Origin of the sequence: Flavisolibacter nicotianae (assembly GCF_003628535.1) — a bacterium.
Lineage (GTDB): Bacteria > Bacteroidota > Bacteroidia > Chitinophagales > Chitinophagaceae > Flavisolibacter > Flavisolibacter nicotianae.
This window is the reverse complement of record NZ_RBCI01000003.1, coordinates 409,998-433,243: the sequence shown is the minus strand read 5'-3', so window position 1 is coordinate 433,243 and position 23,246 is coordinate 409,998. Positions and strand designations below refer to the sequence as shown.

Annotated in this window: 17 protein-coding genes; 7 read left to right on the top strand and 10 right to left on the bottom strand. The window is 51.0% G+C overall.

Going from position 1 to position 23,246, the window contains the following annotated elements; translation table 11 throughout:
- Nucleotides 1-16: 16 nt before the first annotated feature.
- From D6024_RS10280 to mraZ, 5 genes are all read right to left on the bottom strand, one after another.
- On the bottom strand, nucleotides 17-1,483 hold the full coding sequence (locus tag D6024_RS10280) for a UDP-N-acetylmuramoyl-L-alanyl-D-glutamate--2,6-diaminopimelate ligase (protein ID WP_121354505.1): 1,467 nt from the start codon (nucleotides 1,481-1,483) through the stop codon (nucleotides 17-19).
- A complete protein-coding gene (locus D6024_RS10275) occupies nucleotides 1,484-3,595 on the bottom strand; it encodes a penicillin-binding protein (protein WP_121354801.1) in 2,112 nt (703 codons plus the stop codon). It abuts the gene before it with no gap.
- A 51-nt stretch (nucleotides 3,596-3,646) separates the two neighbouring features.
- Entirely contained in the window at nucleotides 3,647-3,970 is a 324-nt protein-coding gene (locus D6024_RS10270) for an FtsL-like putative cell division protein (protein WP_240410003.1), read from the bottom strand.
- An 88-nt stretch (nucleotides 3,971-4,058) separates the two neighbouring features.
- Nucleotides 4,059-4,991, bottom strand: a complete 933-nt coding sequence (gene rsmH / locus D6024_RS10265) for a 16S rRNA (cytosine(1402)-N(4))-methyltransferase RsmH (protein WP_121354503.1) — start codon at nucleotides 4,989-4,991, stop codon at nucleotides 4,059-4,061.
- A 3-nt stretch (nucleotides 4,992-4,994) separates the two neighbouring features.
- Entirely contained in the window at nucleotides 4,995-5,450 is a 456-nt protein-coding gene (gene mraZ, locus D6024_RS10260) for a division/cell wall cluster transcriptional repressor MraZ (RefSeq protein ID WP_121354800.1), read from the bottom strand.
- A gap of 252 nt (nucleotides 5,451-5,702) precedes the next feature.
- On the opposite strand from mraZ, the gene D6024_RS10255 reads away from it, so the two are divergent.
- Nucleotides 5,703-6,911: an S-adenosylmethionine:tRNA ribosyltransferase-isomerase gene (locus D6024_RS10255; RefSeq protein ID WP_121354502.1), complete on the top strand. Its 1,209-nt coding sequence runs from the start codon at nucleotides 5,703-5,705 to the stop codon at nucleotides 6,909-6,911.
- 78 nt (nucleotides 6,912-6,989) lie between these two features.
- Here the strand turns inward: D6024_RS10255 and D6024_RS10250 are convergent, their stop codons facing one another.
- Nucleotides 6,990-8,315: a sensor histidine kinase gene (locus D6024_RS10250; RefSeq protein WP_240410002.1), complete on the bottom strand. Its 1,326-nt coding sequence runs from the start codon at nucleotides 8,313-8,315 to the stop codon at nucleotides 6,990-6,992.
- A 108-nt stretch (nucleotides 8,316-8,423) separates the two neighbouring features.
- Between D6024_RS10250 and D6024_RS10245 the strand changes: the two genes are divergently transcribed.
- Nucleotides 8,424-8,975 (top strand): YqgE/AlgH family protein, encoded by a 552-nt coding sequence (locus D6024_RS10245; protein ID WP_121354501.1) that lies wholly within the window; start codon nucleotides 8,424-8,426, stop codon nucleotides 8,973-8,975.
- Nucleotides 8,976-9,012: 37 nt separating this feature from the next.
- Here D6024_RS10245 and D6024_RS10240 read toward each other — a convergent pair whose 3' ends face one another.
- The 4 genes from D6024_RS10240 to D6024_RS10225 form a co-directional block, all read right to left on the bottom strand.
- Nucleotides 9,013-10,869, bottom strand: coding sequence for a DUF4139 domain-containing protein (locus D6024_RS10240; RefSeq protein ID WP_121354500.1), 1,857 nt, complete (start codon nucleotides 10,867-10,869; stop codon nucleotides 9,013-9,015).
- Between the two features lie 102 nt (nucleotides 10,870-10,971).
- Nucleotides 10,972-11,229: an ATP synthase F1 subunit epsilon gene (atpC, locus tag D6024_RS10235; RefSeq protein ID WP_121354499.1), complete on the bottom strand. Its 258-nt coding sequence runs from the start codon at nucleotides 11,227-11,229 to the stop codon at nucleotides 10,972-10,974.
- Between the two features lie 97 nt (nucleotides 11,230-11,326).
- Nucleotides 11,327-12,826, bottom strand: coding sequence for a F0F1 ATP synthase subunit beta (atpD, locus tag D6024_RS10230; RefSeq protein ID WP_121354498.1), 1,500 nt, complete (start codon nucleotides 12,824-12,826; stop codon nucleotides 11,327-11,329).
- A gap of 206 nt (nucleotides 12,827-13,032) precedes the next feature.
- The gene (locus D6024_RS10225) at nucleotides 13,033-13,524 is read right to left on the bottom strand and encodes a hypothetical protein (RefSeq protein ID WP_162944680.1); all 492 of its coding nucleotides are present in this window, start codon (nucleotides 13,522-13,524) and stop codon (nucleotides 13,033-13,035) included.
- Between the two features lie 232 nt (nucleotides 13,525-13,756).
- On the opposite strand from D6024_RS10225, the gene D6024_RS10220 reads away from it, so the two are divergent.
- From D6024_RS10220 to yihA, 5 genes are all read left to right on the top strand, one after another.
- The gene (locus tag D6024_RS10220) at nucleotides 13,757-15,397 is read left to right on the top strand and encodes a L,D-transpeptidase family protein (protein ID WP_121354496.1); all 1,641 of its coding nucleotides are present in this window, start codon (nucleotides 13,757-13,759) and stop codon (nucleotides 15,395-15,397) included.
- Nucleotides 15,398-15,490: 93 nt separating this feature from the next.
- Nucleotides 15,491-16,654: a hypothetical protein gene (locus D6024_RS10215; protein WP_121354495.1), complete on the top strand. Its 1,164-nt coding sequence runs from the start codon at nucleotides 15,491-15,493 to the stop codon at nucleotides 16,652-16,654.
- 118 nt (nucleotides 16,655-16,772) lie between these two features.
- Nucleotides 16,773-18,578: a DNA polymerase III subunit gamma/tau gene (locus D6024_RS10210; RefSeq protein ID WP_121354494.1), complete on the top strand. Its 1,806-nt coding sequence runs from the start codon at nucleotides 16,773-16,775 to the stop codon at nucleotides 18,576-18,578.
- 79 nt (nucleotides 18,579-18,657) lie between these two features.
- A complete protein-coding gene (locus D6024_RS10205) occupies nucleotides 18,658-22,155 on the top strand; it encodes a polysaccharide deacetylase family protein (RefSeq protein WP_121354493.1) in 3,498 nt (1,165 codons plus the stop codon).
- A gap of 384 nt (nucleotides 22,156-22,539) precedes the next feature.
- Complete coding sequence (gene yihA, locus D6024_RS10195) at nucleotides 22,540-23,172, top strand: ribosome biogenesis GTP-binding protein YihA/YsxC (RefSeq protein ID WP_121354798.1); 633 nt, start codon at nucleotides 22,540-22,542, stop codon at nucleotides 23,170-23,172.
- Nucleotides 23,173-23,246: the final 74 nt, after the last annotated feature.

Below are 23,246 nucleotides of genomic sequence, written 5' to 3'. Positions count from 1 at the left end.
AGCTTGCAGCCTGCGGCTATTTCCCTAATAATTCAAACATTTCCTTCACCACTTCTTTATCATCGAAATGGTGCTTCACGCCGTTGATTTCCTGGTATTTTTCGTGTCCTTTACCGGCTACCAGCACAATGTCATCCGGCTGCGCCATGGATATAGCCGTTTTAATGGCTTGTTTCCGGTCGGCGATCGCCACGTATTTTCTCCGTGCCGAAACCGACAGTCCTTCTTCCATGTCGGCCAGGATCTGCAGCGGGTCTTCGGTGCGGGGATTATCGCTGGTAAAAATCACTTTGTCGCTGTGCTCGCAGGCTACCTCTCCCATCACCGGCCGTTTGGTTTTGTCCCTGTCACCACCACAACCCACCACCGTAATGACCTGCTCGTGCCCCTGCTTTAATTTTTTTATTGTCGCCAGTACATTGATCAGGGCGTCCGGTGTGTGGGCATAATCGACAATGGCAATCACCTTTTCTTTTGGCGAAACCGTATAGTCGAACCGGCCTTCGGCACCGGAGACATTGCTCAGGCACTGCAACACATCCTGCCGGTCTTCACCCAATGCGATGGCCGCGGCGTACACAGCCAGCAGGTTGTACGCATTGAATTCGCCAATCAACCGGAAATGCACTTCCTGGTCGTTGATGGTCATCAACAGCCCGGCCAGGCTGTTTTCCAGAATTTTTCCCTTGACATCAGCCATGGAGCGAAGACTGTACGAAATCTTTTTCGCCGCCGTGTTTTGCAACATCACTGCGCCGCGCTTATCATCGATGTTGGTGATGGCAAAGGCATTGGCGGAAAGACCGTCGAAGAAGCCTTTCTTCGCTTTGATATACTCGTCGAATGTTTTGTGGTAATCCAGGTGGTCGTGGGTAATGTTGCTGAACAGGCCACCGGCAAACTCCAGCCCGGCAATGCGGCGCTGGTGAACAGCATGCGAACTCACTTCCATGAAAACATATTCACAGCCTTCATCCACCATCTGTTTCAGTAAGGCATTCAGGCTGACAGCATCCGGCGTGGTATGCGTGGACGGGATGACCTTGCCATTGATCATATTCTCCACCGTACTGACAAGACCACATTTGTAGCCCAGGCAGGTGAATAATTTATAAAGAAGCGTGGCAATGGTTGTTTTTCCATTTGTACCTGTCACTCCTACCAACTGCAGTTTTGTGGAAGGCTGCCCGTAAAAATTGTGCGCCAGAATTCCGGCTGCTTCAGCACTATCGGACGTTTGCACATAAGTAATGCCCTCTTTTTGCTGCGCCGGCATTTGCTCGCAAACGATGGCGATAGCACCCAGTTCTATTGCTTTGTCGATGAACCGGTGGCCATCCGCAGCAACACCTTTCACCGCCACAAACACGCTGCGGTGCGACACCTTCCGGCTATCGATCTGCACCCCGCTTACGACCACGTCCGTTGACCCGGAAATGGCCGCAATGTGCACTTTGTATAATATGTCAGCAAGTGTTTTCAATCAGTTTAATAAAATGGTTACGGTTGTATTTTTTGTAATCGGCGTTCCGGGAAGCACGTCCTGTGCCACCACTCTACCCTTGCCCTTCACCGTCACTTTTATGTTGCGGTTTTCGAGTGCAAACAAGGCATCCCTTAGGGTCATGTACCGCACATCGGGCATCGCATGTTTTGTCTCCGGCAATGCTTTCGCCACCGGCTTGTAATTGTACGCATGCACTTCGCTTAAGGAGGCGCCTTTTCCCATGCTATCGACAAAGCGCACATTTAAGGCATGCAGCACCTGCTGCATTTCTTCGCGACTGCCCGAATAGATATAATTCGAACTATCCGGAACAACATTCACCGTACCGGCATTCCGGCCTTTGGCAAATTGTGCATAGACACTGGTGACGATTTCTTTAAACACCGGCGCCGCCAGTTGTCCGCCAAAGTGAATGGCTGCATGTGGTTTTGTTTTGACCACGACGATGCAGGTGTATTCCGGTTTGTCGGCCGGGAAATAACCCACGAACGACGCCTGGTAAACACCGCCGCCGTAGCCAACCGTACCGTCACTGACGTGGGCGGTTCCGGTTTTGCCGGCAACAGGAATCGGGTAATCTTTGAACACTTCTTTCGCTGTTCCTTCGGAAACAACTGCTTCCATGCTTTGCTTTGCCGCCTGGATAACGGCGGGCTTGCAAAGGTTTTCATCCAGTTCAACGGGCTGAAATTCTTTCACCGTCACGCCGTTGTCTTTGATGCTGCTCACGAGGTAGGGCTTCATCATCTTCCCATTGTTGGCAATGGCATTGTACAACATCAGCGTATGCAGCGGGCTGACCTGGATGGCATAACCAAAAGCGGCGGTCAGCATCGCATGCAGGCCTTCCCTGTTGCGTTTGATTTTGGGAAGCCGCGGTGCACCTTCTCCTACCAGGTCAATCCCCGTACGTTTGTCCAAATGAAATTTCTGCAAATAGTTTTTGTACACATCCGGCTGGTCGGCAAATGCCTTGTAGGCCAGCTTTGCCATACCCACGTTGGAGCTGTGTGCAAAGCATTCTCTTACTGTCAGCATCGGCTTGGGAGCCCGTTCCGCATCATTTACATTTCGAACACCCACATATTGATGCCCGGCGGAACCCACTTCCACCAGGTCGTTGATCCTGCTGGAACCATGATCCAAAACCGCCAACAGGGTTGCCAGCTTGATGGTTGACCCGGGCTCTGTGGTTTGCAGCGCATAGTTCATCGTTTCGCTGTAGCTGCCATCTTTGGTGCGACCCAGGTTGGCAATGGCTTTGATCTTGCCGGTTTTGGTTTCCATCACCAGGCAGGTGCCGTGCTGCGCTTCACTCTGCACCATCATTTTCATCAGTGCCGATTCAACAATATCCTGCATGTGGATGTCGATGGTCGTATAAATGTCCCTGCCGTTTTCGGGCTCAATCTCGTAGCCTTCAACCGGGATCAGGGCACCACCGGCGATCGAACGGACCAGGCGTTTTCCTTTTTGTCCCTGCAACAGGCTGTCGTAGGTTCTTTCCAGGCCCACGTTCTGCGCATTCTCCCTGGCTAAGCCGATGGTACGTCTTGCCAGCAGGCCGAATGGATTGAGGCGCTTGCTTTTTTCCTCGACGATCACGCCGCTTTTATTGCGCCCCAAACGAACCAGCGGAAAGGAGCGAAAAGATTTGTATTCTTCGAAGGTCAATGCTTTGTGAAGCATGTAGTAGCGGTTCTTCAGGTTATAAGCCTGCTTTAATTCGGACTTGTATTCCGAGGCCGACTTGTCGTTGAACAAATCCGCAATCGCCAGCGAGAAACTGTCGATATTCTCTTTGAAATGTTTACCGCCTTTGTCGCGCAAACCTTCCGCGCCAAAGTCCATGTAGATGTCGTAAAAAGGAATCGAGGTGCTGAGCATTTGCCCATCCTCGGTGAAAATGGTTCCGCGTTCCGCATCCAGTTCAACATAGCGCTGGTGCATGCTGTCGGAAAGACTGCGCCAATGCTCGCCCTGCACGTTCTGGATATAGAAGGCACGCCCCAACACAAAGAGGCTGAACACCACCACCCCGAGAAAGCTCAGGTAGGCCCGCCACAATATGTCCCGTTTGATTTCCACTTCGTGTTGCTTATTGTTTTTTTTGGACACGCCTGTGGCGTGCCACTACGTTTATTCTTCTTTTGTGCTGTCAACCAGTACCGTTGGTTCTGTTGCCAACTGCTGCAAACCCAGGGGCTTTACCGCCTCTACCAATTCGCTTTGGCGGCTGCGCAGCAACACGTCACCGGTAACGGATTTGTATTCGCTCTGCAAATCTTTCAATTCGTTGCCTGCCTTTGTCGTCCGGCGGATCATCTTATCGGCGTTGTGACCGTTGTAGATGTATAAGACCGCCAGCGCCGCCAAAAACAACAAGTAAGGAACCTGCTGCACGATAGACTGGTAATTCAGCCATCGCTTCCACTTATACTTCGTTTTCTTCACTTGTTCCATCAATATTTTTTATTGAAACGTCAAACATGAAACGGAAGAGGACACCATACAATCAGGAACTTCTGTCTCATTTTTCACGTTTGCCTTTTCACGTCCTTTCGGCCACCCGTAGCTTAGCGCTTCGAGACCGTGGGTTTTTTTTGATTTCGTCCTGCGATGCCTCGATCGGCTTTTTGTTTACCGGTTTCAGCGTCCGCAGCTTTTCCGTTGTTTCGAAGGGATTTTCTGTCTCTTCTTCGAAGGTGTTGTTCTTAAAAAACAGTTTTACCAACCGGTCTTCAATGGAATGAAAGGTGATGATCGCGGCCCGGCCACCGGGTTTCAACACCTGTGGCAACTGCTCCAGCAACTCTTTCAGCGCCCCCATTTCGTCGTTCACTTCAATGCGAAGCGCCTGGAAAACCTGGGCGAAATATTTATTGGGATTTCCCTTGACAACACCGCTCACTGCCGTTTTAAAATCGTTGATCGTCTGAATGGGTGACACCTTTCTTTTTTCGACGATCGTCCGCGCTAGCGTTTTGGCATTGGTCACTTCACCGTATTGCTCAAAAAGTTTGTGTAGCTGCTGTTCGCCATAGCCCTTCACCACATCAGCGGCCGTTTTCTCCTGCCGCCGGTCCATACGCATGTCCAGCGCCGCATCAAAGCGGGTGGAAAACCCGCGGCTGCCTTCGTCAAACTGGTGACTGCTTACACCCAGGTCGGCCAGAAGCCCATCGACCTGGCTGATGCCATTCAGCCGCAGAAAGCGCTGCAAGTGGCGGAAGTTGTGCGGCACGAAAAGAACCCGTTGGTCATCGGGCAGGTTTCGTTTTGCATCGGCATCCTGGTCAAAGGCGACGAGCTTTCCTTCTTCACCGAGCTTTTCCAGGATCGCCCTGGAATGGCCACCTCCACCAAACGTGCAGTCCACGTAAACACCGGAGGGGTTGATATGGAGCTGCTCAATCACTTCGTCGCGCAAGACAGGGACATGGTACACCGCGTCGGAAGACTCTATTTCCTTTTCTTTCTTCATCTTCTATTTCGGCTCACTGCCCATGACTTTTTGCGCCAATGCACTGAACTCGGTTGGCGAGTACGTATCAAAGAACTGCTGGTACGCTTCCTTGCTCCATATTTCGATCTTGTCCACTCCCGACGTCAGCACGACGTCTTTTTGCAACCCTGCATATTCTTTCAGGTTAGGCGGCAACAGGATCCTTCCTGCCGAATCGATCTCGATTTCTGTTGCGCCGTTTAAAAAATACCTGACAAAATTTCTGACTTCCGGGTCGAACGTGTTCAAGGAACGGACGCGATCGAAAACCGGCTCCCAGCTTTGCTTTGGATACAGGCTCAGGCATTTTTCGAAGCCGCGGTTGATGACAAAATGCGTATTTTCACCCTCCGGAAGTTGCTTTTTTAAGCCAGCCGGAAGAAGAAAGCGACCTTTTGCGTCAAGTGTTACTTCGTATTCGCCGAGAAAACCTGTCATTTTCAATGCTTTGGGAAAAGCGATTTCGATTTGACACAAAATAACACTTTTTACCACTTTCATTCGTGAATCCGGAAGGCTTTAGTTTTCCACGTCTCTACCATTTGCGAAACGCTGCTATTTCACTATGTTTCACGGCAAAAAAATTTTTTCTACAAAAATGCCATGTGTATTTCCTGTGGATAACTGTGGATAACCTCTTCTTAATCCACATCTAAGTTTGCCACCGATGCCGCAGTTGGCCGCAGACTCATGAAAAAAGAAGAAATCCTCATCCAGAATTACACGTATACGCTACCGAATGAGCGCATTGCCCATCGTCCGCTCCAAAAAAGAGACAACTCGAAGCTCTTGGTGTATAAAAGTGGGAAGATCGAAGAAGACCGGTTTTCCAACCTGCCGGAACGGCTGCCCGAAGGCGCCACGCTCATCTTAAATAATACAAGGGTCATTGAAGCACGGATTTTTTTCACCAAGCCAACCGGCGGGGTGATCGAGATTTTTTGCCTCGAACCACACGGCCAGAGCATGGAGATTTCGCTTCAGCAACAAGGGTCGGCAGAATGGCAGTGCATGATCGGCGGAGCCTCCAAATGGAAGCCCGGCCAGGTATTGCGAAAAGAAATGGAGATCGGGGGGAAACCGGTCACATTGGAAGCACACTATAATGGCAAGATTGAAGATGCGTTTATCATCCGGTTTTCCTGGGCACCGGCAGACCTGCATTTTGTGCAGGTCCTTCATGCCGCTGGCGACATTCCCCTCCCCCCCTATATCAAACGCAGCGCAGAACCGATCGACAAGGAAAGGTATCAGACTGTCTTTGCCAGGGAAGAAGGCTCGGTAGCCGTACCAACAGCAGCACTGCATTTTACCGAAGAAACGTTTGAAAGCCTGCGAAGAAAAAACATTCATGTCAACGAAGTGACGTTGAATGTTGGCGCGGGTACGTTCAAACCGGTAAAGACAGAATCGATTGCCGACCATCACATGCACAGCGAAACCTTTACGGTAAAACGCGACAGCCTCCGGGCAATTTTAGAGGCAACAACAGTGATAGCCGTCGGCACCACGTCGCTGCGTACCATTGAAAGCCTGCACTGGATGGGAGTCAAACTCCTGAAGGGAGACTTTGATGAAGAATGGTCGCTGGAGCAGTGGGAGGTTTACGACCTGGATCCTTCCATACCTTACCAGGAAAGCATTGGCGCCATTCTGCAATGGATGGAGGAAAAGTCTATCGAAGAACTGCATTGCCGTACAGCCCTGCTGATTGTACCGGGCTACCGGTTTCAAATCCCATCGGCGATTATCACTAATTTTCACCAGCCGGGCTCGACCCTGTTGCTGCTAGTTGCAGCGTTTATCGGGGAAAACTGGCGTAAGGTTTACCAGTATGCAATGGAACACGACTTCCGTTTTCTCAGCTACGGCGACAGCAGTCTCCTCTGGCGGGAATAGCGGTTGACGGACCAAAAGATGACAGGTGACAGTGAGCGCCTGCGGCACCACCATCCACCATCTGCCATCCATCATCTTCTATCCTTCATGCAGGGGAAGCTCGATGGTGAAAACACTTCCCTTGCCCAATGTGCTTTCCGGCTTAATGACGCCATCATGCGAATTCACCACCGTTTTTACATAACTCAGTCCAAGGCCAAAACCTTTTACATTGTGCAGGTTGCCGGTATGGGCTCGATAGAACTTCTCGAAAATGCGCTTGACGGTTTCGCGGCTCATCCCGATCCCGTTGTCTTCGATGCGCAAAATGAATTTCTTCGATGTGGACGACGTGGACAACGAAATGTGCGGAGGCACACCTTCCTTCGAATATTTTACAGCATTGTCGAGGAGGTTGTTAACAATGTTGTTGATGTGCACCTCGTCGCCGTCGATTAAATCTGTTTGTGCATCGAGGTGCATTTCCATGTCGCCGCCTTTCTCCTGCAAGCGCAGCACAAAATTGTCGGCTACATCTTCGATGATCTTGTGGATATGCAGCGGCTTTTTATTCAACTGGATTTCCTGCCGGTCCATCAGCGCCGACTTCAGGATGGTCTCTACCTGCCGGTTCATGCGCTGGTTTTCCTCTTTGATGATGCTGCTGAAATAGCCCAGCTTTTCCGGGTTGCAGATCACCTTTGGATTTTTCAGCGCATCCACAGCTAGCGAGATGGTTGCTATGGGCGTTTTAAATTCATGGGTCATGTTGTTGATGAAATCGTTTTTTATTTCACTCAACTTTTTCTGTCGAAGCATGGTGTGTATCGTTAACCCAAAAGCACTGAAGATGACAAGTGTGAACAGCATCGCGGCGATCATGCGGGGACGAAGGTCTTTGTACACCAGTCTTTTGATCGGGATCACCATGATGAATACTTCATCCGGGCTGAGGTTTTCGCCGGCCGAGCCGCTGGAGGCAGTGATGTAGTGCAGCACAGAGAAATAGCTGGTGGTATCGTAATACCATTTTTCAAATTCCGGCGACTTGCGTTCGATCTGGCTGTGCACGCCATCGCCAATCAGGGCAAGCCCAAACTGGTAAGGTGTTTCCTCAAGGTTCTGCTGCTGCAGCACAGCATCTATCTTCCCCTTGATGTCGTCTGCGGTCAGGCGACTGCCGAGGGTATAGGGCTTTTGTTCGATGGAAAACTCGTCGAAGCCCGGAAAGGGTTTGGTAGTGATATTGTAGCCTTTCACTTGCGAGAGCTCTGAAGCAATGGCTTGCGTCACGTCGCGGAACCGGTCTCTTACCTGCTCTTCTTTGGCCAAAAGCATGTTATTGAGCCACGAGATTTGAATAAAGATGATACCGATCAGTGAGATGGTAATCAAAACAATGATTATGGGGAAAATTCGTTTCACTGGCGGAAAGTTGAGAAAAAAATTGTTCCGGGCAAAAATAGCGGGCAACCTTGCTGTAATTTGTGGCACAAGTTTGTTATACCGGATATTTAACACAAATGCCTTCTTATGGTAGAACCCGCAGCCGGCGTGTTGTTGATTGCAGACCCGTTTTTAAAAGACCCGAATTTCATGCGGACTGTCGTTTTTCTAACGGAGCACCGCGAAGACGGAACGATTGGATTTGTCCTCAACCGCCAGTTTGAAAACACCCTTGACGAACTCTTGCCCGAAGTGGAAGGACACAAGATTCCCGTTTATTATGGCGGTCCCGTACAAATGAACACCATTCATTTTTTGCACCGGTATCCCGATGATGTTCCCGGTGGCGTTGAGGTGATGAAAGGTGTGTACTGGGGCGGTGATTTTGATGCCGTGGTGAAACTAATCAATGCAGGTAATATCGATCCTGATAAGATCCGCTTTTTTATTGGCTATTCCGGCTGGAGCACCGGCCAGCTCGAATCGGAGATGACGGAAAAAACATGGCTGACAGTGGAAGCGGTGCGCAAGTTGGTCTTTCATCCCAATGCAGAAGAGATCTGGAAAGATTCGCTAAAACACCTTGGCGGCGAATACGAGATGATGATCAATTTCCCGATCGATCCACAACTCAATTAATAGCGGGCAGCCGAATCAGCCGCCCGCTATTTACGATTTACTCAAGGACCACTCTCCGGTCCTTCGGATATTTAACAGTATAGCCCAGTTTGACCTTCTTTTCCTGCCCGGGCTGAAGGGAAATGGTCCAGCTCACCAACCCTGTCGCCTTATCTGTTTTTCCGTCCGGAGCAGCAATATCATCCACATCGATCTCCTTGTTTACCGATATAGGAAACTGGTCGTGCACGATGACCGTTACCGGTATTTTCTTCGCATTCATCAACGAAATTTCATATTCCCGCCGTTCGCTTTGACTACCTCCCAGGAATTTTTTTGCACTCATTTCTTTCGGCAGTTTTCGCGTCACCCGAATGCCATTGTCCTTGCCCAGCGAAAGCGCTAAAGTATCGCCGGTGGTGGAGAGGTCGAGGTAGGTTTTTCCAAGATAGGTCCCTTCGAAATACAGGTTTACCTCTCCCGACTGCAGGTCATAGTCCTGCCAATTGAGAACTTTGGCGGTTAAAAATGCCGAAGGGTCCACCTTCGGGGCAGTGTAATATTCGTACAATGCCGGGATCTCACTTCGCCGGATACCGATGGTGGTTGTTCTGCCATCTGTTTCCAGGGTGTATTTTTCGTCAATTTTGTAAAGAATTGCAGTCGGCTGGTATTGCGTTGTCAGCGACACGGTCTGCACGTCTTCCTGGTCGACGGAACGGCTCCCCCTTACCTGCACACTGGCTGCCTTGCCTGCCAGGCCATAACCGGTAACAACCACCTCCTGCAAATTGGACGTGCGTTGTTTCAATGTCACCGCTGCATACCCCGGCGATGCCTTCATCTCTTTGGATTCAAAGCCCACAGCAGAAACCACGACAACACCATTGGCCGGAATGTTTTGCAGTTTATAAAATCCATTGGCGTCGGTCAGCGTGGCGATGTTTGTTCCTTTCACCGTTACCGTAGCGCCAACAACCGGGCTTCCGTTTTCCTCAACAATTCGTCCGCTGACAACACCGGGCATTTTAGCTGCCGAACGTAGCCAGGCGACGGACGGATCGTAAAACCCCAGCATCCAGGGCTGCAGGATTGACGGCGTGGCATTGTCGCCGGGATTGCCTGTGCTGAGTGTAATGGCCACGTCTTTCCAGGTTTCGCCGCTACGCTGAAAGACGTTTGCATTCATCAGCATTGTCAGCGGTTTTGTCACGTCGGTCACACGCATATCGTAAACCGGATACCACCCGGCATCTTTTACGGTATACAACAACTGGAACCGGATGTTTTGTGTTTCCCGGCTGTCAATCAGCGCTGTCACCGTATACGCGACACTGTCACGCTTCTTGCCCGCTTCTGCCAGTTGCGCCTCCAGCCGGTTTAGCTCTTTTTGTTGTGCGGCAATCCGTTTTTCGAGCTCCAGTTGCTTTTGCAAAACCTCTGTCATCCGGGAGCGATGCAGGTCGAGCGCCTGCTTCAGTTCCTCTGTTTTTACGCCGGCCTGGCCACCGATGGCTTCGTTCTTTACCAGCATGTCCTCTTCCTTTTTATAAACCTGCAACAGGCGGTTGTCGCTGGCAATCCTATCCTGCAGGTCGGCCCGTTTATCTACCATGCTTCGTTCATCGGCTTCCAGTTTTCGCTGGCTGCCGAAATCCCGTGTAGCCTGAACCGAGAGAAGGGTAACATTCGCATCGGCTTTCAACTGGAGACTTTGTTGCTCCAGTTGGTTGCTCAATCCGGAAAAGACAATTTCTGTTCTTCCCGGCAAGACAGCGGCGCTCGCCGTTCGAAGGATCTGTGCGCCGGAGGCAAACACGGTCACACCGGCGATGCTGCTTTCCACGGGTAGTTTTTTGGGCTGTGCAAAAAGAAGACAGGGAGACAAGGCGACTAGCAAGGCAACTTTTCTCATAAGGTTGTTTTTTGGTAAGATGCAGGGTTCACTAAAATGACATAAACAAAACAAAAAAAGCTGCCCGGTTGGACAGCTTTCTGAAAATTATAAGAAAAGCGATTAGTCTACTTCTGCAGCACCTTCCACCAAAACCGTGACTTTGTTGTTCAGCACTTCCACAAAGCCGCCCTGAATTTGGTAGCTGGTAGTATGCGACTGTTTATCACGCAGCACTTTTACTTTCCCGGCTTTTAAGGCACTTACCAGGGGGGCGTGCTTGTCCAACACTTCAAACGAACCGCTGATGCCGGGCATTTGCACACCGTACACTTCACCGCTGAATAATTTCCGCTCCGGGGTTAATATTTCTAATGTCATAAGACGAATGTGAAAATTTGAAAATTGGAAAATGTGAAAATGAAACGTGCCAAATCAGCAAAGCATTTTCACATTTTCATATTTGCACATTTGCTGATTAGCCTTGTGCCTGCGCCAACAGCCGCTTGCCTTTTTCAATCGCATCATCGATGGTACCAACCAGGTTGAAGGCCGCTTCGGGATATTCATCCACTTCACCGTCCATGATCATGTTGAAGCCACGGATGGTTTCTTCGATCGGAACCAGCACGCCTTTCAAACCGGTAAAGGCTTCGGCCACATGGAAAGGCTGCGACAGGAAGCGCTGCACTTTACGGGCACGGGCTACCGTTTGTTTGTCCTCGTCGCTCAGTTCATCCATACCCAGGATGGCGATGATGTCTTGCAGTTCCTTGTAACGCTGCAGGATCAACTTCACCCTGTTGGCAGTATTGTAATGCTGTTCACCCACGATCAACGGAGAAAGGATACGAGATGTAGAGTCCAGCGGATCCACCGCAGGGTAAATACCCAAATCGGCAATCTTACGCGACAATACGGTTGTGGCATCCAGGTGGGCAAAGGTTGTTGCCGGGGCCGGGTCAGTCAGGTCATCCGCCGGTACATACACCGCCTGTACGGACGTGATGGAACCATTTTTTGTCGATGTGATCCGCTCCTGCATCAGGCCCATTTCAGTAGCCAGCGTCGGCTGGTAACCAACCGCCGAAGGCATACGACCCAGCAGGGCAGATACCTCGGAACCGGCTTGTGTGAAACGGAAGATATTGTCCACGAAGAACAGGATGTCGCGGCCTTTGCCGGTGCCATCACCGTCGCGGTAGTATTCAGCGATTGTCAGACCGGAAAGGGCCACACGGGCACGAGCACCCGGGGGTTCGTTCATCTGGCCAAACACGAAGGTGGCTTTGGAGTCGGCCAGCTCGGTCATGTTTACCTTGCTCAGGTCCCAGCCGCCTTCTTCCATGCTATGCTTGAATGCATCGCCGTATTTCATGATACCGGCCTCGATCATTTCACGCATCAGGTCATTTCCTTCACGTGTACGTTCACCCACACCGGCAAATACGGACAAACCGGAGTATGCCTTTGCAATGTTGTTGATCAATTCCTGGATCAATACGGTTTTACCAACACCCGCACCACCAAACAGACCAATCTTACCACCTTTTGCATACGGCTCGATCAGGTCAATAACTTTAATACCGGTAAAAAGAACTTCTGTTGCTGTGGAAAGGTTTTCAAATGCCGGCGGTTTGGCGTGAATGGCGCGGCCGTTTACTTTCGAAACGGGAGGCAATCCATCGATCGGGTCTCCTGTTACGTTGAACAGGCGGCCTTTGATTTCTTCGCTTGCCGGCATTTTGATGGGACCACCGGTATCCACGACGTCCATGCCGCGAAGCAGGCCTTCTGTACCGTCCATGGCAATGGTACGAACGCTGTCTTCACCCAGGTGTGTTTGCACCTCGAGCACCAGCGTATCGCCATTTTGTCTTTTTATTTCTAATGCATTAAAAATTTCAGGAAGGCCACCGTCGAACTGAACATCCACAACGGCGCCGATGATTTGTTTTACCTTTCCAACTTTTGCCATAAATAGCGTTTAAGAAGAAGTTTTTTAAAGAAAACAGCCTGAAAAAGGCCATTCTCCATTTTCAGGCTGCAAAAGTAAGGGTGTAAGGCTAATTTACCCAATCAAAAATGGCAAAAGCCCCGCTTTAGCGAAACATTTTGCAAAGATCAAATGCCGATCCATCTTCGGTGGAAATCGGGCGCCGCAGAAAGCACCAATCCGGCTGCTCAGGGAGTGCACGGCGGGTTGTCGGGCGGCGGGCAGATCGTGTAATTATCGGCGTAGATCGTCCGCACGGGTGCATCCAGTGAACCGCTTTTGGGCATCACCCGGTACAGGGTGATTGTGGTGGAAAAGCCGCTGACGTCCCCCCGCGGATCGGATGCGTCGAAATTGCGGGCCCTGCGGTACCGCTCCACATCGTCATCGTCGTACCGGGCCATACGAACCTCCGAACTGACAATCGTGTAGGTTTGTTCAATGTAGGCCCTGGCATCATCGTTCATGACCCGCTTTTTAAATTCCCGGCACTTCCCTCCACTGCAGTTGCGGTAGTGATCCATCATTTTCCTGGCAGTCCCTTCATCGATCAGCCAGTCTTTCGGATCGAATGCCCTGGTCACGATGGTTGAAGCCGGCCTGTGCACCGGCCCCTTCAGCCCGGATTCTAATGAATGAACGAAAAGTACAGGCAGAAAAAAGAGCAGAAGTTTACCCATAAACATATGTTTCTTTAAAAATACAAGAAATAAAAAATACTTTCCGATTGCTGTTTTCACACTTGTGAACAGGGCACCACCCGGTATTCCGGCGCAATTGCCCCGATTTTCGAACACCTTCATCTGCCCAGATTTCAAGCTCACAGCGCCCAGAAAAAAAAGAAACTGTTAGAATCCGGCAGCGCTGCCACACAACCTCAGCAAGGCACAGCTTTTGTAAAATTCACCTTGTATGAAGAATATCTTGATCTATGCTGCCCTTGTCAGCAGCTTATTCGCAGCCTGTCAAAACGCCAACACTACGTCCGGCCACGGTGGCAAAGAAAACGACGACGAAACGGAGGAAAAGCGGAACATGAGTAAACGGGATTATGGCATCACCAAAGCCAATTCATACTCCGACCTTTTCCTCGACAGCCTGGCGATGGAAAAATTCATCGCAGGCAAAAAACTCCCCGACTCTCTTGCCCGCCGGATGCGGAGTTTCTACAACACGCGGAATTACCAGTTCACCTGGTTTACCTCGGCCGGACTTACCGAACAGGCAAGAGCGTTCTGGAACCTCCACGACTACGTAACGACCTACGACAACGACACGTCGCTGCGTGACAAAGCGCTGCAAAGGAAGATGGATGCCCTTGCGGCCGAAGAAAGTCTCTCGCCCAGTGCAAGCGGCGATTATGCGCAAACGGAACTGACCCTCACCCACCATTTTATTAAATATATCCTGAACAACTACGAAAAGGGGTATGTCAAGCGCAAGGAAATGGAACGGTTCATTCCGTACAAAAGACGCGATGCGCTGGAAATGGCTGATTCTCTCCTGAACAAAAAGCACAAGGACAACAAATACTTCGAAGATGTGCACGAACCTTATCGCAAGCTGAAGGAGCAACTGGCGGTATATTACAAGATCACCAAAAACGGCGGATGGCCACAGATTCCTGCGGCCAAAACCCTCAAAACCGGCATGCGATCACCGGCAGTGGCCCTGATCAAAAAGAGGCTGCAACTCAGTGGCGATATGCCGGGCCAGGATACCACCCAGCTTTTCAACGATACGCTGGCAACGGCTGTGCGCCGCTTCCAGCAAAGCCTCGGTTATACGCCAACCGGAACCGTAAATGCGCAACTGATTAAGGACATGAATGTGCCGGCAAAACAGCGCCTGTCCCAGATCTTACTGAACATGGACCGGATGCGGTGGATGCCGACAGAACCATCCGGGCAGTTGATTGTTGTGAACATCCCCGAATTCATCCTGCATGTCTACGAAGGCAAGCAAAAGGCGTTCGACATGAACGTGGTGGTGGGAAAAGAAGGGCACAACACCGTAAGCTTTAGCGGAGACCTGAGCACCATCGTGTTCAGCCCCTATTGGAACGTGCCGCCCAGCATTGTGAAAAAAGAAATCCTTCCGAAGCTGCAATCCGATCCCGGCTACCTGGCTGCGCAAAACATGGAGCAGGTGGGCACCGAAGGCGGCCTGCCCAAAATCAGGCAGTTGCCAGGCGATAAAAATTCGCTGGGGCGGGTGAAGTTCCTGTTCCCGAACAGCTTTAATATTTATTTCCATGATACGCCGGCCAAGAGCCTTTTCAACCAGGACAAGCGGGCTTACAGTCATGGCTGTATCCGGCTGGCCGAACCAGAGAAAATGGCCGAGTACCTCTTGCGCAACAATCCCGAGTGGACACCGGATAAAATTTTCGAGGCCATGAACCAGGACCACGAGCAATATGTAAAGCTGAAAAAACCGGTGCCCGTTATGATTACTTATTACACGGCATGGGTTGATGAAAACGGGCTGGTCAACTTCCGGGATGACATTTACAAGCACGATGCGGACCTTGCCAAACGCATGTTCCAGTAAGCTTTTCCCTGTACCGATCGTGGCATTCTGCGGGAGCAACAAATGGAGGAACATGTCGCCTCGTGTCCTACATTTGCCCGCAGATTACAAGCCATGCAAGCAGTAGAAGTCAGGGATAAAAAAGATGCCGCCGCCTTTATCGCGGTGAACGTTCGGCTCAATAAAGGCGACGCCAATTATATACGTCCGCTGGACAAGGACATCAACGAGGTCTTTGATGAAACAAAGAACAAAGCATTCCGGTTTGGCAAATTAAAGCGGTGGATCTTGAAAAACGATGCCGGCGAAGCGATTGGCCGGATCGCCGCCTTCACCAATAAAAAATACCGCAACAAAGGTGACGATGTGCCCGTAGGCGGCGTGGGTTTTTTTGACTGCATCAATGATCAGCAGGCGGCTGATTTTCTGTTCGACACTGCAAAAGAATGGCTACAGCAACAAGGCGTGGAAGCCATGGACGGCCCGATCAATTTCGGGGAACGCGACCGCTGGTGGGGACTGGTGGTGGAAGGTTTTCAACCACCGCTCTATGGCATGAATTTCAACCCGCCTTATTACCAGGCACTTTTCGAGAACTACGGCTTTTTGCCGTTTTTTCACCAGATCTGTTTTGGAAAAAAGCCCAAGCAAAAGCTGAGTAACAAGGTGCTGGAACGCCATGCCGTGTACGAAAAAGATCCGCATTTTTCAGTTCGCAACCTCAAGAAAAATGAGCTGGAAAAATACGCCGCCGATTTTGCCACGGTTTACAACGCGGCATGGGCCGGCCACGGCGGTTTAAAGGAAATGAAAAAAGAACAGGTGTTGGTCATGTTCAAAAAAATGAAGCCGGTGATGGACGAAAGCATTATCTGGTTTACGTATAAAGATGAAGAGCCCATTGCCATTTTCGTCAACCTTCCCGATCTGAACCAGTGGTTCAAACACCTGCACGGCAAATTTGACCTTTTGCACAAGTTGAAATTCCTTTGGGTAAAAAGTACGGTAAAGTGCACCAAGTTCACCGGTTTGGTTTTTGGGATCGTACCGGAATGGCAGGGAAAGGGCCTCGACTCTTTTATCGTGGGTGAGGCTTACAAAACGGTGCTGAAAAATCCCTATGAAGAATACGAAATGCAGTGGATCGGCGATTTCAACCCCAAAATGCTCAACGTAGCGCAAGGTTTGGGCGACGTGTTTCAAAGCCGGAAGCTAACGACCTACCGGTTCCTGTTCGACAGGACGAAAGAGTTTAAACGGCACCCGATCCTGGGATAAAATTTTCTAAAAACAGAACTGGCCCGCAGGCCACAAATTACAACGCGGCACTTGTTCACAGGCTTGGCGCATCGCCTGAATTCCGCTACCTTGCAAGCCGCACAGCGCACCACCAATCATGGAAAAATTCATTGTCTCAGCCCGGAAATACAGACCCCAGACATTTGACACCGTCGTGGGACAGGAGCACATCACCACCACGCTTAAAAACGCCATCCGCAGCAACCACCTGGCGCATGCTTTTTTGTTTTGCGGTCCGCGGGGTGTGGGCAAAACAACCTGTGCACGCATCCTGGCCAAAACCATCAACTGCGAAAACCTGCAGCCGGACGGTGAAGCCTGTAACCAGTGCCATTCCTGCGTTTCGTTCAACAATGGAACGTCAATGAACATCCACGAACTCGATGCGGCCAGCAACAACTCGGTCGATGACATCCGTGCGCTGGTGGAGCAGGTACGCTTTGCTCCACAGGCCGGCAAATACAAGGTGTACATCATCGACGAGGTACACATGTTGTCGGCATCGGCTTTTAATGCCTTCCTGAAAACGCTGGAAGAGCCGCCCTCCTATGCCATTTTTATTTTGGCCACTACGGAAAAGCATAAGATCCTGCCCACGATCCTGAGCCGTTGCCAGATCTTCGATTTTAAGCGAATCACGTTACAGGACACGGTCAACCACCTGGCAGGTATTGCCCAAAAAGAAGACATCAGGGCGGAGGAAGCGGCCCTTCAACTGATCGCGCAAAAAAGCGAAGGTTGCATGCGGGATGCACTGAGTATCCTGGATAAAATCGTTTCGTTTACCAGCGGTGAAGTGACCTACGAAAACACCATCGAGCACCTGAACATCCTAGATGCCGACTACTACTTCAAGCTGTTCGACTGCATGCTGAACCAGGATTTGGCCGGCGCCATGCTCCTGTTTGACGACATCAACAAAAAAGGTTTTGAGGGCGACATGGTCCTGAACGGCTTTGCCGAATTCATGCGCAACCTGCTAATTTGCAAAGACGAGAAAGTGGCCGGTTTGCTGGAGGTTGTGGAAAGCTTTCGTGTGAAATACGCCGAAGCCGCCAGGAAAGTTTCGCCTTCGTATATCATCAGTGCCCTGAACCTGCTGAACGAATCGGAGATCAATTTCCGTTCGGCCCGTAACAAGCGCCTCCACGTGGAGCTGGCTCTTATCAAGCTCTGTTACCTGTCGCAGGCGCTGGAACTCACGGCTGCAGCCAGTGGGATTGATAAAAAAAAACTAGTTGACGGAACAAAGGCCGTTGCATTCCGGGCCATTCAGCCGTTTGCCGAACCGCTTCGCACAGCCCCTTCCCAGCCGTTGCCCGCCCCGGCACCACCGCCGGTACAGGAAGCCAAACTGATCATCGAAACGCCTTTGCCAAAGCCGGCGCAACCGGTTTTGGTGGAAGAAAAAAAAGAAGCCTACAAACCGGCCGAGAAAAAACCCAACGGCAGCAGCAAGATCTCCTCGCTGGATGCCTTGCGAAAAAAAATCGCCAACGAAAGCGGCCAGCGGGTAGCCGCCGACAAGCCGCTCGAAATGACGGCGCTGAAGGCGGCGTGGAAAACCTTCATCGAAACCCTGAAATCGCAAAAACGACCCGCCTGGCAGAGCTACGAGATGGCCGAGTTGGTGATCACGGAAGAAGCCCGTTTTGAAGTGATCGTGCACAACAAGATCAATGAAAAATTCATTGAACTGGAGCGGAAGGAAGCCGGTGAGTTTTTGCAAAAAGAATTGTGCAACCGCCTGCTTCAATTTAACATTGTTTTGATCGAAGCACCGAAAGAACACGTTGTGACGGAAGCCCCGATGACGGCCAAAGACCAGTTTCTGAAACTGGTGGAGCAATACCCGATGGTGAAAGAACTCAAAGACCGTTTACGTCTTGATCTAGACTATTAGAATTGCCTTTCTACCTATTTACGTACTGCCTTAACAGAAGGTTGCGGGAATTTCGGGTGTCCAAAATTCAGGAGCAATCATGCAAAACAGGCAGGTTTTTCAGTCTTCAACAGCGACCCGCTGGCAACGGGTGAAATGGGGAACCCGTATTTTAATTTTTCTTTCCTTCATTTTACTGGCAGCCCTGGTGGTGGCGCTGGGAAGCGACGAACCCAGCAAAAACACCGGCCGTCCGCGGTTGCAGAACTACGTGTACACACGGCTGAAAGACACATCCAGCTTTGTGTACAAGAACAGTGAGCTGGCCCGCAAATACTACGGCTTCCGGAAATTTATTGACGACCGGGACGTCAAGCTAAAAACCCGTGCGCCCTACCAGGCAATGCTTCCGGCCAACTTCCGGAACATCACATCCAATACGGCTGCCTGCCACATCCGCGCCGGCTTCTTTGTCGACTGGGACCCGCAATCCTATTACTCGCTGCAACGAAATGTGAACAAGCTTAACCTGGTCATCCCGGAGTGGTTCTTCATCGACCCGGTAGCCGATACCCTGACAACCGGCATCGACCGGCAGGCGCTGGCCATCATGCAGCAATCGGGTGTGAACATTATGCCGGTGCTCACCAACAACAAGGGGGATGTGTTTCATGGCGATGCGGTGCACCGCATCTTTACCACCCCGGCTAAACGCGAACGCCTGATCAATGACCTGATCCGCCAGCTGAAAGCCAACCATTTCATCGGCGTGAACATTGACTTTGAAGACCTGGTGGAAACGACCGATGAACCGCTGATCGCTTTCCAGCGGGAGCTTTACCTGCGCCTGCATGCCAACCACCTGCTCGTCTCGCAGGATGTCATTCCGTTCAACGAAGATTACAACTACGATGCGCTGGCCCGTTACAACGATTACCTTTTTGTGATGGCGTACGACGAGTTTTCGGACAATACAAGACCAGGCCCCGTCGCCGACCAGAAATGGATTGAGGCCGCAGTTGACGAAGCCACGAAAAACCTGCCGTCGGAAAAAATCATTCTTGGTGTGGCAGCTTATGGCTATGACTGGCCACAATACAGCCAGGCCAGTTCGCTCACGTACCAGCAGGCACTCACCGTTGCCAAGGAGCAAAACAGCACGATCGAATTTGACAACGACACGTATAACCTCCACTTTTCCTATTCCGATAACAACAACGTGCCCCACGACGTATATTTTGCTGATGCCGCCACGACGTTTAATACCATGCGGTTTGCCACGGAGAGCAATCTTGCCGGCACGGCCATCTGGCGCCTGGGCTCGGAAGATTCACGCATCTGGGATTTTTACAACCGCGATATGTCAAAGCAGGCCCTGAGACAGTTTGACTTTACTGCCTTTAACTCCGTCGAGTCAACGGAGGATGTGGACTACAACGGGCAGGGTGAAGTCCTCGATGTGGTCAGCACACCGACAAAAGGGTTTATCCGTACCGAGCAGGATTCAACCGAAATGCTGATCAGCGAAGAGTCTTACGAAAGCCTGCCCTCGCAGTTTGTCGTGAATGCTTATGGCTGGAACAAGCAGGACACAGCCCGTAACCGCAAAAAGATCGTCCTTACGTTTGACGATGGTCCCGACGCTTCGTGGACGCCCAACGTCCTGGATATTCTTTCGCAGAAACATGTTCCCGCCACATTTTTCCTGGTGGGCAAGAACATGGAGCAAAACGTTCCCCTCGTCAAGCGCATTTACCGCGAGGGACACGAAATCGGCAACCACACCTTCCTGCACCCGAACGTTGCGGAGATCAGTCCGCGCAGGGCCGTTATCGAAATGGAAGCTACCCGCCTGCTGATCGAATGCATCACCGGCCGCTCAACGGTTTTGTTCAGGGCTCCGTACAATGCCGACTTTACACCGCAGAAATGGGAAGAGCTGCAACCCGTAGCGCTGGCCCGCACCAAAAACTACCTCGATATTGGCGAATCCGTCGACCCCGAGGACTGGCAGCCCGGCGTTAGCGCAGACACGATTTTCCATCGCGTCATTTCCCGCAAAGCAGAACTCGAAGCCAGCAACCAGGGCGGAAACATCATCCTGTTGCACGATGCCGGTGGCGACACACGGGAAGCGACCATCGAAGCACTTCCCCGCATCATTGACTATTTTCAAAAACGCGGCTACACTTTCACGACCGTGGCCGAATACCTGGGTAAAAACAAAGATGCCGTGATGCCCATTGTGCCAAAAGGCAGCGGCTATTACTGGATCCAGGCCAACCTTGTGCTGATTGAAGCCACCTACTGGAGCGGCCATATCCTGTTCTCGCTTTTTGTCATCTTCATCCTCCTTTCCATTGCCCGTATCGCCCTGATGGCGGTGCTTGCGCTAAAGGAAAGGCACCGGGAGAAAGCGGCGACAGTGGCCGGCCCGGTCCGGGACGAATATCCGGCCGTTTCCATCATCGTACCCGCCTTCAACGAGGAAGTAAACGCCGTCAGCTCTTTACGACATTTGCTGAAAACAACCTATCCCAACTTCAACATCGTGTTTGTGGATGATGGCAGCAAGGATGGGACCTACGAAAAAGTAAAAGCCGCCTTCGACGGCCACGACAAGGTGCAGGTGTTCACAAAACCCAATGGCGGAAAAGCCTCGGCCCTGAATTTCGGGATTGCACAAACCAGTGCTGAATTTGTAGTCTGTATCGACGCCGATACCAAACTGGATCCGCAGGCTGTATCGGAAATGATGAAACATTTCCTGCACGATAGCGAAGGAAACCTGGGTGCAGTGGCCGGCAACGTAAAGGTGGGCAACGAAGTGAACCTGCTTACGAAATGGCAGGCGATCGAATACATCAGCAGCCAGAATTTCGACCGGCGGGCCTTTGCCAATGTCAATGCCATCACGGTGGTGCCGGGAGCCATTGGCACGTTTCGCAAAGCGGCTATCAAAACAGCCGGCGGATTTACGACCGATACGCTGGCAGAGGACTGTGACCTGACGGTTCGGATCATCCGCTCGGGGTACCGGGTGGCCAACGAAGGTGCAGCACTGGCCTTTACCGAAGCGCCGGAAGGCCTGAAACAATTCCTGAAGCAGCGCTTCAGGTGGAGCTTTGGCATTCTGCAAACGTTCTGGAAACACAAGGATGTTTTGTTCAATCCGAGGTATGGATGGCTCGGATGGCTGGCGATGCCGAACATCCTGCTGTTTCAGTACGTGATCCCCTTTTTTATCCCCCTGGCCGACTTCTTTATGCTGGTGGGTTTATTCACCGGCAACGCCTCTCATATACTGCCCTACTACATTGCATTTATGCTCTTTGATGCAGCGATTGCGGCTGTGGCCTTCCGCATGGAGAACGAGCGGCTTTCACGGCTGGTCTGGCTCATTCCGCAGCGGCTGATTTATCGTTGGCTCATGTGGTTTGTTTTATTCAAGGCCATACGCCGTGCCGTCAAAGGCGAACTGCAAACATGGGGGGTGTTGAAACGAACCGGGAGAGCGATGACGCAGGGTGGTTCTTCTACTCGCCTGCAGGAAATTCCCCTGAATCCTAAAGGAGGAGTAGCTCAAAAGCCGGCATAAGCAAGATGCATTTTCATAGAGAGAGATGCCATCCCTTGAAGGGATGGCATCTCTTTTTTGCCCCGCTGCGTTCCGAACGCTGAATGGAGCGTCGCAACAGAAGCTCAATGGAAATTCTGTCGCTGGTGACATAAAACATATCGCTCCTACAGAGCTTTATTCTCTCGATTGTTCTTTCTTTCTACTAACAGGGTGCCCCTCCGAGGCAAAAGAAAAAACCGTGGGTGAGGACGCCGAACGGCAGCAAAAAGCCTCCATCAAAATGTATGATGAAGGCTTCGTTATATCGTGCAAAAGCAAGGGTCTGTGCGGATGCCACTCCCTCCTTTGGAGGCCGCGATAGCCGGGGCGAGGTGGGTAATCGCACGGCCTTATCTTTGTGCCATGGAAATTATCCATGCTTCATATTTGATCAGCAGCCCTTCTGTAGACAAATGCCCACTCCCCGACAGGCCCGAATATGCGTTTATTGGTCGCAGTAATGTCGGCAAATCGTCCCTGATCAATATGCTTTGCAACAAAAAAGAAGTTGCCAAGGTGTCATCTTCCCCGGGCAAAACGCAAATGATCAATCATTTCACCGTGACCGGCAGCGATAAGAAGGAATGGTACCTCGTGGACCTTCCCGGTTATGGCTTTGCCAAAGTCTCCCAAAGCCAGCGTAAAAACTGGCAAAAGATGATCAAGGAGTACATTCAAAAGCGGGAAAACCTTGTCAACCTGTTCTCGCTTATCGACAGTCGCCACGAGCCGCAGAAAGCCGACCTGGATTTTATCAACCAGCTCGGCGAATGGCAAATCCCTTTTGCCATCGTGTTTACCAAAGCGGATAAGAGCACCCAAAAAGAGACCGCCCGGAATGTGGACAAGTTCCTGGAGCAGCTGGGGGAATCCTGGGAAGATTTGCCGCCCTATTTTGTCACATCGGCCGTGAAGCACCTGGGCAAAAAAGGTATCCTGAAATATGTGGCCGAACAAAACGCGGAATACGAACAATATAAAAAGGGAAAAGTGTAAGTGATTTCACTCTATCTTGCACCTGTTTTTTTCATTTGTATGAACCGGAAAGGGATCGAACAAAGCCTCGTAAT

Excerpts from the sequence above, each read along its gene's own strand:
- D6024_RS10255 (WP_121354502.1), top strand. The coding sequence starts at position 5,703 with ATGAAAAAAGAAGAAATCCTCATCCAGAATTACACGTATACGCTACCG.
- mraZ (WP_121354800.1), bottom strand. The coding sequence starts at position 5,450 with ATGACAGGTTTTCTCGGCGAATACGAAGTAACACTTGACGCAAAAGGT.
- D6024_RS10225 (WP_162944680.1), bottom strand. The coding sequence starts at position 13,524 with ATGGGTAAACTTCTGCTCTTTTTTCTGCCTGTACTTTTCGTTCATTCA.
- D6024_RS10240 (WP_121354500.1), bottom strand. The coding sequence starts at position 10,869 with ATGAGAAAAGTTGCCTTGCTAGTCGCCTTGTCTCCCTGTCTTCTTTTT.
- rsmH (WP_121354503.1), bottom strand. The coding sequence starts at position 4,991 with ATGAAGAAAGAAAAGGAAATAGAGTCTTCCGACGCGGTGTACCATGTC.
- D6024_RS10245 (WP_121354501.1), top strand. The coding sequence starts at position 8,424 with ATGGTAGAACCCGCAGCCGGCGTGTTGTTGATTGCAGACCCGTTTTTA.
- yihA (WP_121354798.1), top strand. The coding sequence starts at position 22,540 with ATGGAAATTATCCATGCTTCATATTTGATCAGCAGCCCTTCTGTAGAC.
- D6024_RS10205 (WP_121354493.1), top strand. The coding sequence starts at position 18,658 with ATGCAAAACAGGCAGGTTTTTCAGTCTTCAACAGCGACCCGCTGGCAA.
- atpD (WP_121354498.1), bottom strand. The coding sequence starts at position 12,826 with ATGGCAAAAGTTGGAAAGGTAAAACAAATCATCGGCGCCGTTGTGGAT.
- D6024_RS10220 (WP_121354496.1), top strand. The coding sequence starts at position 13,757 with ATGAAGAATATCTTGATCTATGCTGCCCTTGTCAGCAGCTTATTCGCA.
- D6024_RS10215 (WP_121354495.1), top strand. The coding sequence starts at position 15,491 with ATGCAAGCAGTAGAAGTCAGGGATAAAAAAGATGCCGCCGCCTTTATC.
- D6024_RS10270 (WP_240410003.1), bottom strand. The coding sequence starts at position 3,970 with ATGGAACAAGTGAAGAAAACGAAGTATAAGTGGAAGCGATGGCTGAAT.
- D6024_RS10210 (WP_121354494.1), top strand. The coding sequence starts at position 16,773 with ATGGAAAAATTCATTGTCTCAGCCCGGAAATACAGACCCCAGACATTT.
- atpC (WP_121354499.1), bottom strand. The coding sequence starts at position 11,229 with ATGACATTAGAAATATTAACCCCGGAGCGGAAATTATTCAGCGGTGAA.